A 13,918-nucleotide genomic window follows, 5' to 3' on the forward strand; every position below is an offset into this window, starting at 1 on the left:
TTCACTTGGCTTTGGAGACAGGGGGAACGGATGCCACCACCGGTGCAGCACCGGGCAAGGCGGCAGCCACGGTGCGGCGAAACTCCGCAGAATTCATGGCAATCTGGCTGCGGTTGGGCAGCTCGACCTGCCCGCCCTCGATGGAACGCACGGTAGCCAGCACACGCGGCCGCCCATCGCGGATGACCACGAAGTAGCTCTCGCGGTTCAGCTCGCCAAAGAAGTCGTAGCCGGTAGAGCTCAGCAACTCCGGGTACTTGCGAATATCAAAGCGCGTGTCCTTCACCGCCTTGAGGAACAGGGCCTGGTCGACCTTGCCTCCCAGTTCCAGGCCGGCCTTGATCAGCTGCACCACAAAGAAGCCTTTGATCGCGTTGTGGTCCGGGCGCGCGCCGTAGCGCGTGATGTAACGCGCGGTGAACGACTGCACCTGCGGCGTGGGAGCATCCACCGACGCGATCATGTGGGCGAACACGCCCTCTGCGCCACCGGCCGCACCATCCACCACCGTTTGCGCAGCCACCAGGCCGTCGGTAAAGATGGGCTTGTTAAAACCCTGCTTGCGCAGTTCCTTGAGCAGGCCAATGGCCTCGGTCTCGGTGGTGTAGAACAGCAACGCTTCGGGTTGTGCGGCGATCAGATCGGCCACATCCTTGCTGAAGTCGGTCTGCCCGGGTTTGATGACACGGTCAAAACTCACATTGACGTTACGCCGCTTGAGCACCTCGGCCAGCGCGGCCTTGCCGTCGCGCCCAAAGTCGTTGTCGATGGACATGAGCGCCAGGCTTTTGGGCTCCAGCCCATAGGCCACAAACGAGGCCAGGCGCGGGGCCGAGGCCGTTTGCGAGAGCGAGCTGCGCATCAGCGTAGGGTGGAACTTGCGCGTGAGCGACGCGGCCTCGCCGCCCGTGAAGTGCGGGATGCCGGTGGTGGTGGTGACGGGCATGGATGCCAGCGTGAGCCCGGAAAACACCGGCCCCAAAACGGCAAAAGGCTTGCCAGCCACGGCTTGGCCCATGGCCTCTTTGGCGGCATCGGGTTTGGTGTCGATGTCGAATTGGGTCAGTGCCAGCTTTTGCCCCAACACGCCACCGCTGCCATTGATCTCGTCAATGGCCATGCGGTAACCGTTCTTAAAACTGGTGCCGGCCAGGGTACCGGGGCCCTTGGCCTCGGTCACACCGGCCAGCGGGATCTGCGCCTGGCAAGCCAGGGCGGTAGCGCCCACCAGGCAGCACAGGGCACGAAGCAGGGCACGGGGCGTCATGGCGTGGGTGGAGTGCACGTCAGTCGATGTATTTCAAGCCCGCGGCCGCCAGGGGCTCGCGCATCTTGTACATGTCCAGGCCCAGCACGCCAGCAGCCAGCTTCTCGCGCTTTTCACCCTCAAAGCTTTCACGCTTCTGGGCAGCGGCCAAGGTGGCAACGGCTTTAGCGGCGGGCACGCAGACCACACCGTCGTCATCCGCCACGATCACGTCACCGGGTGTGACCAGCATGCCGGCGCAGACGATGGGGATGTTGACCGAGCCCAGCGTGGCTTTGATGGTGCCCTTGCTGCTGATGGCCTTGCTCCACACGGGGAAGCCCATGCGCTGCAGCTCTTTCACATCACGCACACCGCCGTCGATGATCAGGGCGCGCGCACCGCGGGCCTGGAAGGAAGTCGCCAGCAGGTCGCCAAAGAAGCCGTCGGTGCACTCGGCGATGACGGTGGCCACGACGATGTCGCCGGGCTGAATCTGCTCAGCCGCCACGTGCATCATCCAGTTGTCGCCGGGCTGCAGCAGCACGGTGACTGCGGTGCCGGACACCTGCACACCGCTCTGGATGGGGCGCATATAGGGCTTGAGCAGGCCCACACGGCCCATGGCTTCGTGCACGGTGGCAGAGCCCAGAGCGGCCAAGCCGTCTGCGGCTGCGCGGTCTGCGCGTGTGATGTTTTTGTAGACAACGCCTAGTTCATACATTTCTGTTTCTCCTCAATATTTCTCGTCTATGTTTTGGCTGAACCCGCGGCGGATCAGGGGAGAGTGCCTCCGCTCATGTCCCCCGCCCACTGCGCGGGCCCCTCCTTTACTTCGCTGCGGCACTCACCCCTACTCCACCGCTGCGAAGAAGCTTGTCTTCATCCCCCGAAAACCAAGCGCGCTGGCAAGGCTCGGGGTGGCTATGCGTTTTGCGGAGGTAAAGGAGGAGCCCGCAAAGCGGGCGGGGGACACGCAGCAAAACGCATGGCCACCCCGAGCCCCTCCACAACCGCAAAAAACTTACTGCCCCTTGGCTTTCAAAGCTGCATCCAAGCGCGGAAACACGCGCCGCGCATTGCCTTCGTAAATCTGGAACCGGTCCTCGTTGCTCAGAATCTTGGACGCCTCGATATAGCGCTTGGTGTCGTCGTAGTAGTTGCCGGTCTGCGGGTCGATGCCACGCACCGCCCCAATCATCTCGGAGGCAAACAACACGTTCTTGACCGGAATCACGGTATTGAGCAAATCAATGCCGGGCTGGTGGTACACGCACGTATCGAAGTAGATGTTGTTGAGCAAATGCTCTTCCAACAACGGCTTCTTCAGCTCCTGCGCCAGACCGCGGAAACGACCCCAGTGGTAAGGCACGGCGCCGCCGCCATGGGGAATGAGGAACTTGAGTGTGGGGAACTGCTTGAACAGGTCGCTGGTCAGGCACTGCATGAAGGCCGTGGTGTCGGCGTTCAGGTAGTGGGCGCCGGTGGTGTGGAAGCAGGCGTTGCAGCTGGTGCTCACGTGGATCATCGCGGGGATGTCGTACTCCACCATCTTCTCGTAGATGGGGAACCACGCCTTGTCGCTCAACGGCGGCGAAGTCCAATGGCCGCCGCTGGGGTCGGGGTTCAGGTTGATGCCCACATTGCCGTACTGCTCCACACACTTCACCAGTTCAGGAATGCAGGTGGCCGGGTCCACGCCAGGGCTTTGCGGCAGCATGGCGGCGGGGATGAAGTTGTCGGGGAAGAGCTGGGCGACGCGGTAGCACAGCTCGTTGCAGATGGCCGCCCAGGTGGCGCTGGTGTTGAAGTCGCCAATGTGGTGGGCCATGAAGCTGGCGCGCGGGCTGAAGATGGTGAGATCGGAGCCGCGCTCTTTCATCAGGCGCAGCTGGTTTTGCTCGATGGTTTCAATCAGCTCGTCGTCGCTGATCTTCAGGTCTGCCACCTTGGGGCCCAGTTCGGGCGTGGCCAGGTTGGCAATCTGCGCGTTGCGCCAGTTTTCCAGCGCCTTGGGCGCGGTGGTGTAGTGGCCGTGGCAGTCAATGATCATGGGCTTTTTCACGGGTGTCTCCTGGGGTCTTGGGGTTCGTTATGGGGGCTCAGGCGGGCACCATGCCCTGGCGCTGCTTGGCGGCTGCCGCCTGCGGCGCTGCCATGAAGGCCAGCAGCGCCCGAACGGCCTCAGCCTGGGTGGTCTGGCTGCCAATGCCGGCCGAGAAGGTGGTAGTGATCTGGATGCCGGTGGGCAGCGGGCCCACGATGGTGATGCCCTCCACATGGATGAGCTCGCTGAGCTGCTGAAAGCCCAAGGCCACCTCGCCACGCGCCACCAGTGCGCCCACAGGCACGCCGGGCGGCGCCTGCACGATGCGGCTTTGAATCTCGTCGGCAATGCCCCAGCGCGCAAACAGCTGGGCCAAGGCCACGCCACTGGGGCCGGTGGAATAACTCAGCGTGGGCGCGGCCAGCACGGCAGCACGCACGGCATCTTCAGTGGAAATGTTGGGCGCTACCGCACCGGCCTGCACAGCCACGGCCACGCCGGAGTGCACCAGGTCCACCTGGCTGCCGGGCAGCAGGTGGCCGGCGGCCAGCAGCTTGGCGATGGCGTCGGAGGCCAGGAACACGGCGTCAAACACCTCGCCCGCCTGCACGCGCTTGGCGGCGTCCACGCCGCCCACGGATTCGATCTCCACCGCCTGGCCCGTGCGCGCCGTGAAGTCCGCCGCCAACTCGGCCAGCAGCAAACGCGTCGCCATGGAGGAGATGCAGCGCAGGGCCACGGACGGGGTGGGGGCAGGTGTTGGCATGGTGGGTATTCTGGTCGGCGCACCGCCCTTTGATAAGCCAAGCGAACCACTAGCAGCTATCTCAAATTGGCATAATCGGAACGCAGCTATTCGCTGATGCCACACCCCCACCCTGGAGCCCCGCAATGGACCTCAAACAGCTTGAATACTTTGTGCGCGTGGCCGAAATGGGCAGTTTTACCCGCGCCTCCATCTCGCTGGACGTGGCACAGCCGGCGCTGAGCCGGCAGATCCGCCTGCTGGAGGTGGAGCTACGGCAAAACCTGCTGACACGCAACGGCCGCGGCGCCGTGCCCACCGAGGCCGGCAAGCTGCTGCTGGAGCACGGGCGCGGCATTCTGCACCAGGTGCAGCTCACGCGCGAAGAGCTGGGCGCGGCCCGCGGCGCGCTGGCCGGGCGTGTGTCCATCGGCCTGCCACCCAGCCTGTCCAAGCTCATCACCGTGCCACTGGTGCTGGCGTTTCGGGAGCATCTGCCGCAGGCCCAGCTGACGCTGACCGAGGGTTTTTCAGTGCAGATGCACGAGGGCCTGCGCCTGGGCAACCTGGACATGGCCGTGCTTTACAACCCCGGCCAGAGCACCGAGCTGGAGATGAGCACGCTGGACGAGGACGAGCTGTCCCTGATCTCGCACAACCCACAAACCGGCGGCAAAAGCAAACCCGCCAAGCCGGCGCCAGCCATCAGCCTCCAGGACGTGGCCAATCTGCCGCTGATCCTGCCGAGCCGGCCCAACGCATTTCGCATCCTGATCGAGGGCGAGATGATGGCCATTGGCCGCCGCCCCGAGGTGATGCTGGAGGTGGACGGCCTCAACGCCATCCTGAACCTGGTGAAGGAAGGCATGGGCCACGCCGTGTTGCCCAGCTACACGCTGAGCAACTTTGACAACCCCGACACCTTCACGGTGCAGGCCATCCACAGCCCGCGCATCATGAGCCAGCTGATGCTGGTGTGGTCTTCGCGCCGGCCCACCACACAAACCCAGCGCAAGGCCATGGACGTGGTGAACCAGGTGGTGCTCAAGGCCATCCACCGCAGTTAGCGCCGGCCCTGCGCTTTTTGGCATAGCTGCTATGGCCGGGACAAACTTGCCGATACCGGCGGCGCCCGCACACACTCCCAGCCAAACCAACACTGCAGGAGACCCGGCCCATGCCCACCATTACTCATAAATTGATAGCTGCTTGCGCAGTATCCATAGGGGCTAGCGGCCTCTTTTATGCCCAAACAGCGAGTGCACAGAGCGCCACCGGCTACCCCGGCAAAACCATCCGACTGGTGGTGCCCTTCACGCCCGGTGGCTCGACCGACATCCTGGCGCGCGCCATTGGCCAGAAACTCACCGAGGCCTGGGGCCAGTCGGTGGTCATCGACAACGTGCCCGGCGCGGGCGGCGCCATTGGGGCTGACAAAGTGGCCAAGGCCCCGGCCGACGGCTACACCCTGCTCATGGGCCACATTGGCACGCTGGCAGTGAATCCCTCGCTCTACCCCAACCTGCCCTACGACCCGATCAAGAGTTTTGCCCCCGTGGCCTGGGTGGCGCGTGTGCCCAATGTGCTGGTGGTGCACCCCAGCGTGCCCGCCAAAAACGTGAAAGAACTGGTGGCCCTGGCCAAGTCCAAACCCGGGCAGATGAACTACGGCTCGGGCGGCAACGGCAGTGCTGCCAACCTGGCCACCGAATACTTCAAGCTGCAGACCGGCACATCACTGCTGCACATCCCCTACCGCGGCACGGCCCCGGCGGTCACTGACCTGGTGGGCGGTCAAACGCAGGTGTTGTTCACCGGCGCGCCCGCCGTCATCAGCCAGATCAAAAATGGCCAGCTGCGCGCGTTGGCCGTCTCCAGCCCCAAACGCATGGACGCCCTGCCCGACCTGCCTACCGTGGCAGAAAGTGGCTACCCCGGTTTTGAGGCGGACCAGTGGTATGGCGTGGTGGCCCCGGCCGGTACACCCGCCGATGTGATTGCCAAACTCAACACCCAGATCAACCAGGCCCTGAACTCTGCAGAGCTGAAAAATCGGCTGAACGCCGAAGGCGCCATCGCCACGCCCGACACCCCAGCCAACTTTGGCAAGCTGATTGCTACGGAGATTGCGCGCTGGAAACCGGTGATCAGTGGCGGGCGGGTGAAGGCGGACTAAGCATCGGCCTACGCGAACGGCGTGTTGTTTTACCCGTTGCGCTACAGCGGGTAGTGCTTCAACACCCACAACAACACATTAAGCGTGAAGAAGGAAGCAATGGTGGCCACCAACAAAGTGGCTGCGCTCACTTCTTCATGCCCGTACTTCAGGGCCAGGATGGGGTAGACGCCCAGCATGGGCATGGCGGCAAACAGCAGCGCGGCGGTGCGCAGCTGCGGGTCTGCAATCGGCACCACAAAGGTGAACGCAAGGAACACACACAGCGGATGCAGCACCAGCTTGCCCACTGTGATGTGGCCCACCAGCCGCCGCTTGCCTTTGAGTTGCAAACCCACCAATGCCCCGCCGATCACAAACAGGGCCAGCCCGGTGGTGACTTGTGAAAACAGGGTGATGGTGCGGGCCAGCGGGCTGGGCAGGCTCCAGCCCATGACCGACACCAACAGCGCCAAGGGAATCACCACCAGCATGGGGGTGCGCACCCAGCCACTGGCAATGTCGCGCAACACGGTGCCCCAGGGGCGGTGACCACCCGCATCGGCGTTGTCGGCCAGCGTGAGCAGCAGTGGCAGCTTGATGAGGTTTTCAAACAGCATGTTGAGCGCCAGCGCCACTGGCGCAATGCTGCCCAGCACCAGTTGCACCACCGGATAGCCCATGTAGCCGCTGTTGGAACAGGCGGTGCCCATGGCAAAGAAGGCGCGGTAGCTGCCCACGCTGCGGTTCACATACCGCGCCCACAGGTAACCGCCCAGAATCATCACCAGCGAGCCCAGGCCATAGGCCAGCAGGTAGTCAAAGTGCATGACATCGCGCAACGGGCGCTGAGCAATGGCATTGAACAGGAGCGCGGGCAAGGCGAGGTTGAGCACAAACTTGCCCAGCACACGCTGATCGGGCTTGCTGAACACCCCCGTACGGGTGCAGAGGTAGCCCATGGCAATGCACAGGTAGATAGGGCCGGTAATGGCCAGAATGTCGAGCATGGGGAACCTGAAAAAAGAGAAGAGTGGCGCGCTGCGAATACCGTCAGTCTTTGCGCGCGGCCAGCAGGGCATCAGCGTACACCTGCCAAGGGGCACCTTGGCCCACATGGGCAAACGCACCTGCGCGGGCCAGGTCGGCCACCGCCTGCTGTTTGCCAGCAATGGCGCTGGCCATGGTGGGGGCAAACCCCGCTTCGGTCACCGTGCGCGCAGACTCGCGCATTTCTTCTGCACGGCGCTGGCCGTGTTGCACCACGCGGCTGAAGAAGTAGGCGCCCTGTTTCTCCCAGTCAATGCTGGGAAAGGTCTCGGCCAGCGTGGGCAGCACATGGTCTTCCACACCGTAGGCACGGGCGGTGCTGTAACTCTCAATCACCAGCGCCTCCAGGCCCTTGATCATCACACTGCGGCACATCTTGATGGCCGAGGCCACACCGATTTCGGCGGCTACGGCCTTGGCGGCCATGCCCAGACCGTTCAGATGGTCGGCCAGCTCGGCCGCCAGCGGGCCGCCCAGCAACATCGGCACCTGGATGCCATAGGGCGGCACGGAGGTCATGACATCCGCCTCCACATAACGACCGCCCGCTGCCTCTATCACCTGCGCAGCCTGTTGTTTGGTGCCAGGGGATGCGGAGTTGAGGTCCAGAAACACCGTGCCGGGGCGCAGGTGGGGTGCGGCTGCCTGGGCCACGGCCAGGGTGTTGGAAGCGGTGACAGCGGAAAGAATGAAGTCGCTGTGTGCACACAGCGCGGCCATGGAGGGCTGGGCCTGTACACCCGCTGCGATGGCCTGGGCTGCGGCGCCCGTGGCCGGGTCGGCAAACTTCAGGTCCCATGCGGCGCAGGACTGGAAGTGCCCACGCAAGCCGGCGCTAAAGATGCGTCCGACCTCGCCATAACCCACCAACCCCAGATGTTGCAGTGGCAAGGCCATGGCGCGGATCCTTAGAGTTTGGGCACACCGGCCTTGGCAATCACCTCGGCCCAGCGTTTGGTCTCAGTAGCCAGCAGCTCGGCCAGCTTCTCGGGGGTGGAGCCACGCGCTTCCACGTTGAGCTCATAAAGCTTCTTTTTCACGTCGGGGTGGTTGAGCGCGGCCAACACTTCCTTGTTCAGGCGGGCGATCACGTCTTTGGGTGTCTTGGCCGGGGCAGCGAGTGCATTCCACGACGACACATCAAAGTCCTTCACACCGCTTTGCATGAGCGTGGGAACGTCCGGGATCTGGCTGGCGCGTGTGTCGCTCAACACGGCCAGTGGGCGCACGGCTTTGGAGCTCACCTGGCCCATCATGGGGCCCAGAATTTCCACCGCCACATCGATCTGGCCACCGCGCAGGGCGGTGGTGACGGCGGGTGTGCCGTTGAAAGGCACGATGAGGAAGTCCACACCCGCACGGGTCTTAAGCAGTTCGGCCGCCAGGTTTTGCGTGCTGCCGATGTTGACCGTGCCCACATTGAGCTTGCCGGGGTTGGCCTTGGCATAGGCCAGCAGGTCGGCCATGGTTTTGTAGGGCGCGTTGGGCGAGGCCAGCACAGCCAGATCAAAGTAGCCCATGGTGGAGACGGGGGTAAAGTCGCGCTGCGCATCAAACGGCAGGCTCTTGAACAGGCTGGCGCTCACCGCCGTGCCGTTGGACATGAGCAGCAGCGTGTGGCCATCGGGCTCGGCCTTGGCCACGGCTTCGCCTGCGCCCACACCACCGGCGCCCGGTTTGTTGTCAATCACCACGGGCTGGCCCAGGGACTCAGACAACTTTTGCGCCACCGTGCGCGCGGTCAGGTCGGCCACGCCGCCCGCCCCAAAGGGCACGACGATGCGAATGGGCTTGGACGGGAAGGTGTCCGCCCAGGCGGGCAACGCGACCACGGTGCTGGCCAACAAGGCCAGGCCCAGAGAAACAGTGCGACGGTTCAGGTTTTTCATGTCAAATTGGCCTCTAGCCCTTATGGAATATGCGCAAAAAGCTACTAAATTAATAGCAAAATGGTACGGACACTAGCGTGCCACACCCAACAATTTGTCCAGCAGCTCGGGCTGCTCGCGCAGGCTTTGCGCCGTGCCGCTGTGCACCACGGTGCCACGGTCCAGCACGGCAGCGGTGTCGCTGATGGCCAGGATGGCTTGCGGGTGCTGCTCCACGATGATGGCCGAGAGGCCCTCTTCGCGGGTGATGCGGCGAATCGCCTTGAGCAGCTCTTGCACGATGATGGGCGCCAGGCCTTCGCAGGGCTCGTCCAGCAGCAAGATGGTGGGGTTGAGCACCAGCGCACGGCCCACCGCCAGCATTTGTTGCTCGCCACCGGACAGCTGCGTCCCCAGGTTGGTCTTGCGCTCCGCCAAGCGGGGGAACAGCTCGTACACGCGCTCGGGCGTCCACATGGCGGCCTTACGCCCGGCACGCGCTGGGCGCGCCACGGCGGTCAGGTTCTCGTCCACCGTGAGCGACTTGAAGATGTTGCGTTCCTGCGGCACCCAACCAATGCCAGCCGCTGCGCGCTCATGCTGGGGCAGCTTGTGCAATGTGGCACCACCCAGCGCAATCGTTCCACCATGCTGGCGCGTGGCACCGGCCAGGGTGTTCATGAAGGTGGTCTTGCCCGTACCGTTGCGCCCCAGCAGCGCCAGGGTTTCACCTTCGTTGATGCTGACGGACACGCCGTGCAGCACCACCGCCTCGCCGTAGCCGGCAGACAGGTTCTCAACCTTAAGCAGCTCAGCCATGTGCAGCTCCTTCCAGTTCACCTTCGGCGTGGCCCAGATAGACCGCCTTGACCTGCGGGTCGTTGGCAATCTGCTCGGGGTCGCCTTCGGTCAGCACCGTGCCGTTGACCAGCACCGTCATGCGTTTGGCAAAGCTAAATACCAGATCCATGTCATGTTCAATCAAAAGGATGGACACATCGGCCGGCAGGGCCGCCACGGTTTGCAGCAGCTCTTCGCGTTCACCCGCGGGCACGCCGGCCACCGGCTCGTCCAGCAGCAACACACGCGGCTCGCAGGCCAGCGCAATGGCAATCTCCAGCAGGCGGCGCTTGCCATAGGCCAGGTAGCGGGTTTCTTGCGCCATCACCTCAGTCAGGTGGAACTGCTCCAGCAGCTGTTCGCAGCGCTCGATCACGCGGCGGTTGCTGCCCAGCGCCTGCCACCACTTGCCACCCAGCCCGGTGTGCTGGCTGACCACCATGGCCAACGTCTCCAGCGGGGTCAGGGTGTCAAACAGCTGGTTGATCTGGAAGGTGCGCACCATGCCGCGGCGCACGCGCTGGTGCGGCGCCAGATCGGTGATGTCCTGGCCTTCCAGGATGATCTTGCCTTCGGTGGGTTGCAGCACGCCGGTCAGCAGGTTGATCAGTGTGGTCTTGCCGGCGCCGTTGGGGCCGATGAGTGCGTGGCGTGCGCCCTTGTGCAGGTCCAGCGTGACGTTGTTGGTGGCTGTGATGCCGCCAAACTTCATCACCAGGCCCTGGGCACTGAGGACGGTTTGCACTGCGTTGTTCGTTGTGGGGCCGCTCATGCCGCACCTCCGGTCTTGTTCTTCTTGGCACCAAACCAGGTCCAGGGACGCACCAGGCGCTCGCGGCCGACCAGCACCAGCACCACCAGGAACAGGCCGATCCAGAAGGTCCAGTACTGCGGGGTGATGTTGGAGATGAAGTCCTGCATGAGCTTGAAGATCAAGGCCCCGGCAACCCCTCCATACAACCAGCCCACACCACCAATCACCAGCACCAGCATCACGTCGGCTGAGCGGTGGAACTCAAATACATCGAGAGAGGCAAAACCCGAGGTCTGGGCCAGCAAGGCACCTGCCGCGCCCGCCGCACCCGCGGCCACGGTGTAGGCCACCGCCAGGCGGCTGGCCACCGGAATGCCAATGGCCATGGCACGCAAGCGGTTGTCACGGATAGCCTTGAGCGTGGCGCCAAAGGGCGAGCCCACAAAGCGGCGCGCCAGCACAAACACCACCAGCAAGATGCACAGCGAGTACCAGGCGGCCACTTGCCCATACAAGTCAAACTCAAACCGGCCGAGCACGGGGCCCATCATCACACCCTGCAGGCCATCGGCACCACCGGTCAGCCAGTCGAGCTTGTTCGCCAGTTCCATGAGGATGAGCCCGACACCCAGCGTCACCATGAGGCGGGTCAGGTCGGTGCCGCGCTGGATGGTGACGCTACAGATGGCGCCCAGCACGGTGGCGGTGCCAATGCCCACCGCCATGCCCACCAGCGGGTCGGGCATGACGTGCTTGGCAAACAGGGCCGCCGAGTAGGCGCCCATGCCAAAGAAGGCTGCGTGGCCCAGCGAGACGATGCCGGTGTAGCCCAGGATGATGTCCAGCGAGAGCGCAAACAGCGCAACGATGGCGATCTCGTTGATGATGAGGGCGTGGCTGGACAGGGCCCAGGGCGAGGCCAGTGCCGCGGCCCACAGCACGACCTCCCACCAGCGCCAGCGGCGCGAGGCGAGCAGGATGTTGGGTTTGGCGGTATCGGTATTCATGGTGTTCGCGCTCATGCCTTGCCCCCTTTGCGCACAAACAGGCCTTGTGGGCGCCATACCAGAATCACAATCATCAGGCTGTAGACGATGAAGGCGCCCAGCTTGGGGATGTAGTACTTGCCGGCCACGTCGGCAATGCCCAGCAGCAGTGCAGCCAGCAAGGGGCCGGTGATGCTGGAGGTGCCGCCTACGGCGACCACGATCAAAAAGTAAATCATGAACTTGAGGGGAAAAGTGGGGTCCATGCCCAGTACGTCGGCCCCCAGTGCGCCGCCCAGGCCGGCCAGGCCGGAGCCCACGGCGAAGGTGGAGAGGAACACGGCGTTGACGTTAATGCCCAGACCGGCGGCGACACGCTGGTCATCCACCGAGGCACGCAGGCGGCTGCCGAAGCGGGTCTTGGTGAGGATGTATTGCAGGGCTACGGTGAGTGCCGCACACACGGCGATGATGAACAGGCGGTAGTGGCCCATGCCCAGCATCCAGGCACCATCACCGAGTTCGGTGCGGCCCTTGAGCCATTCGGGCAGTTGCACGATTTGCTGGGTGGAGCCGACAAAGTAGTCCACGCTGGCCACGGCCATGAAGGTCAGGCCAATGGAGAACAGCACCTGGTCCAGGTGGGGCTTGTGGTACAGCGGGCGGTAGAGCGTGCGCTCCAGCACACCACCCAGAAGGCCTGCGCCTATAAAGGCTGCCGGCAGGCACCAGAGAAATGGGACACCCAGGCGCTGCATCAGCAGCACCGTGATGTAGCCGCCCACCATGGCAAAGGCGCCGTGCGCGAGGTTGATGAAGTTCATCAGCCCCATCGTCACCGCCAAGCCCACGGCCAGGATGAACAGCAGCATGCCGTAGGCAATGCCGTCAAAGAGTATGGTCAACATAGTTTGCCAATCACAGGTAATTTCAGGCCCGGGCCGCTATTTTGGGCAACAAAAAAGCGAGGGACGGGCCATCGCTTTTTTGCCTGCCTGGTTGCTACCGCCAGGGTCTGCGGTCAAGTTCCGGGTTAGCGGTTCTTGCCGGGGTCTTTCACGTCCTTGATCACATCGAATTCGATGTTGTAGAGCTGGCCGTCTTTCTTCTCGACCTTGCGCAGGTAGATGTTCTGCACGATGTCGCGGGTTTGTGCGTCGATGAAGATGGGGCCGCGTGGGCTCTCGAAGATCTGACCCTTCATGGCGGCCAACAGTGCATCACCGCCACCTGCGCCCTTGGTGGCACGCAAGGCTTCGTAGATGACGCGCATGCCGTCATAACCACCCACGGCCATGAAGTTGGGGCGCAGGTTGTTGTTGGCTTTCTTGAAAGCCTCCACAAACTTCTTGTTCAGTGCCGAAGGGTGGGCCGCCGAGTAATGGTGTGAAGTGACCACACCCAGGGCACCGTCGCCCATGTCGTTCAACTGGTCGTCATCGGTGATGTCCCCAGGGCCAATGAGCTTGATCCCGGCCTTGTCCATGCCGCGTTCCAGAAACTGCTTCATCACCGCAGCACCAGCGCCGGAGGGCACAAACACAAACAGTGCGTCGGGCTTGAGGTCGCGCACCTTTTGCAGGAAAGGGGCGAAGTCGGGGTTGCGCATGGGCACGCGCAGCGATTCCACAATCGTGCCACCGTTGAAGGTCATGCGGTCCTTGAAGAAACGCTCGGCATCGATACCGGGACCGTAGTCGGACACCAGGGTGACGACTTTTTTGATGCCGTTTTTGGGTGCCCAATCGGCAATGGCCACGGCGGCTTGTGGCAGCGTGAAGCTGGTGCGCACGATGTAGGGTGAGGCCTCGGTAATGCTGGAGGTAGCCGCCGCCATCACGACCAGAGGCGTCTTGGATTGGGTGGCGATGCTGGCAGTGGCCAGGGCCGAAGGCGTGATACCCATGCCGGCCAGTACATTGACCTTGTCGTTGACCACCAGCTCTTGCGCCATGCGTTTGGTCACGTCAGGAATGCTAGTGTCGTCCTTGATGATGAGCTGGATCTTCTTGCCGGCCACGGTGTCGCCGTTTTGCGCCATGTAGAGCTTGGCGGCGGCTTCAATCTGGCGACCAGTCGTGGCCTGCTGGCCGGTCATGGGCAAGACCAGGCCGATCTTGAAGACATTGTCTTGTGCCAGCACGGCAGTGCCTGCCAGCGCCAAAGTGGCCAACGCGGTGGCACGCAAAAAGTGACGTTTGTTCATGTGTTGTCTCCTGGATGGTTT

Annotated in this window: 14 protein-coding genes; 2 read left to right on the plus strand and 12 right to left on the minus strand. The window is 63.4% G+C overall.

The genetic code is table 11. The annotated features are described in order from the left end of the window. Nucleotide 1: 1 nt before the first annotated feature. The 4 genes from AC097A_RS12240 to AC097A_RS12255 all read right to left on the minus strand — a co-directional run bounded on the left by AC097A_RS12240 (nt 2) and on the right by AC097A_RS12255 (nt 4,059). Entirely contained in the window at nt 2–1,285 is a 1,284-nt protein-coding gene (locus AC097A_RS12240; RefSeq protein WP_479621066.1) for an ABC transporter substrate-binding protein, read from the minus strand. A 1-nt stretch (nt 1,286) separates the two neighbouring features. Next, on the minus strand, nt 1,287–1,970 hold the full coding sequence (ligK, locus tag AC097A_RS12245; protein WP_479621067.1) for a 4-carboxy-4-hydroxy-2-oxoadipate aldolase/oxaloacetate decarboxylase: 684 nt from the start codon (nt 1,968–1,970) through the stop codon (nt 1,287–1,289). Nucleotides 1,971–2,270: 300 nt separating this feature from the next. After that, entirely contained in the window at nt 2,271–3,299 is a 1,029-nt protein-coding gene (locus AC097A_RS12250; protein WP_479621283.1) for an amidohydrolase family protein, read from the minus strand. 49 nt (nt 3,300–3,348) lie between these two features. Continuing rightward, complete coding sequence (locus AC097A_RS12255; RefSeq protein WP_479621068.1) at nt 3,349–4,059, minus strand: substrate-binding domain-containing protein; 711 nt, start codon at nt 4,057–4,059, stop codon at nt 3,349–3,351. Nucleotides 4,060–4,184: 125 nt separating this feature from the next. On the opposite strand from AC097A_RS12255, the gene AC097A_RS12260 reads away from it, so the two are divergent. Both AC097A_RS12260 and AC097A_RS12265 read left to right on the plus strand, forming a co-directional pair. Then, on the plus strand, nt 4,185–5,105 hold the full coding sequence (locus AC097A_RS12260; RefSeq protein ID WP_315474038.1) for a LysR family transcriptional regulator: 921 nt from the start codon (nt 4,185–4,187) through the stop codon (nt 5,103–5,105). A 110-nt stretch (nt 5,106–5,215) separates the two neighbouring features. Further along, nucleotides 5,216–6,214 carry a Bug family tripartite tricarboxylate transporter substrate binding protein gene (locus AC097A_RS12265; RefSeq protein ID WP_479621069.1) on the plus strand — a complete coding sequence of 333 codons (999 nt, stop codon included), beginning with the start codon at nt 5,216–5,218 and terminating at the stop codon, nt 6,212–6,214. A 41-nt stretch (nt 6,215–6,255) separates the two neighbouring features. Here AC097A_RS12265 and AC097A_RS12270 read toward each other — a convergent pair whose 3' ends face one another. The 8 genes from AC097A_RS12270 to AC097A_RS12305 form a co-directional block, all read right to left on the minus strand. Beyond that, the gene (locus tag AC097A_RS12270) at nt 6,256–7,203 is read right to left on the minus strand and encodes an AEC family transporter (protein ID WP_105259327.1); all 948 of its coding nucleotides are present in this window, start codon (nt 7,201–7,203) and stop codon (nt 6,256–6,258) included. A 43-nt stretch (nt 7,204–7,246) separates the two neighbouring features. Continuing rightward, entirely contained in the window at nt 7,247–8,140 is an 894-nt protein-coding gene (locus AC097A_RS12275) for an NAD(P)-dependent oxidoreductase (protein ID WP_479621070.1), read from the minus strand. Nucleotides 8,141–8,151: 11 nt separating this feature from the next. Then, nucleotides 8,152–9,132, minus strand: coding sequence for a Bug family tripartite tricarboxylate transporter substrate binding protein (locus AC097A_RS12280; RefSeq protein ID WP_479621071.1), 981 nt, complete (start codon nt 9,130–9,132; stop codon nt 8,152–8,154). Between the two features lie 72 nt (nt 9,133–9,204). Next, nucleotides 9,205–9,930: an ABC transporter ATP-binding protein gene (locus tag AC097A_RS12285; RefSeq protein ID WP_479621072.1), complete on the minus strand. Its 726-nt coding sequence runs from the start codon at nt 9,928–9,930 to the stop codon at nt 9,205–9,207. After that, a complete protein-coding gene (locus AC097A_RS12290) occupies nt 9,923–10,723 on the minus strand; it encodes an ABC transporter ATP-binding protein (RefSeq protein WP_479621073.1) in 801 nt (266 codons plus the stop codon). Before AC097A_RS12290 ends, AC097A_RS12285 begins: the two co-directional genes overlap by 8 nt. Further along, nucleotides 10,720–11,712: a branched-chain amino acid ABC transporter permease gene (locus AC097A_RS12295; RefSeq protein ID WP_479621074.1), complete on the minus strand. Its 993-nt coding sequence runs from the start codon at nt 11,710–11,712 to the stop codon at nt 10,720–10,722. Before AC097A_RS12295 ends, AC097A_RS12290 begins: the two co-directional genes overlap by 4 nt. An 11-nt stretch (nt 11,713–11,723) precedes the next feature. Continuing rightward, complete coding sequence (locus AC097A_RS12300) at nt 11,724–12,599, minus strand: branched-chain amino acid ABC transporter permease (RefSeq protein ID WP_105259331.1); 876 nt, start codon at nt 12,597–12,599, stop codon at nt 11,724–11,726. 125 nt (nt 12,600–12,724) lie between these two features. Further along, complete coding sequence (locus tag AC097A_RS12305; RefSeq protein WP_315474044.1) at nt 12,725–13,897, minus strand: ABC transporter substrate-binding protein; 1,173 nt, start codon at nt 13,895–13,897, stop codon at nt 12,725–12,727. Nucleotides 13,898–13,918: the final 21 nt, after the last annotated feature.

It is taken from the genome of Rhodoferax sp. XS2R6 (assembly GCF_056521365.1).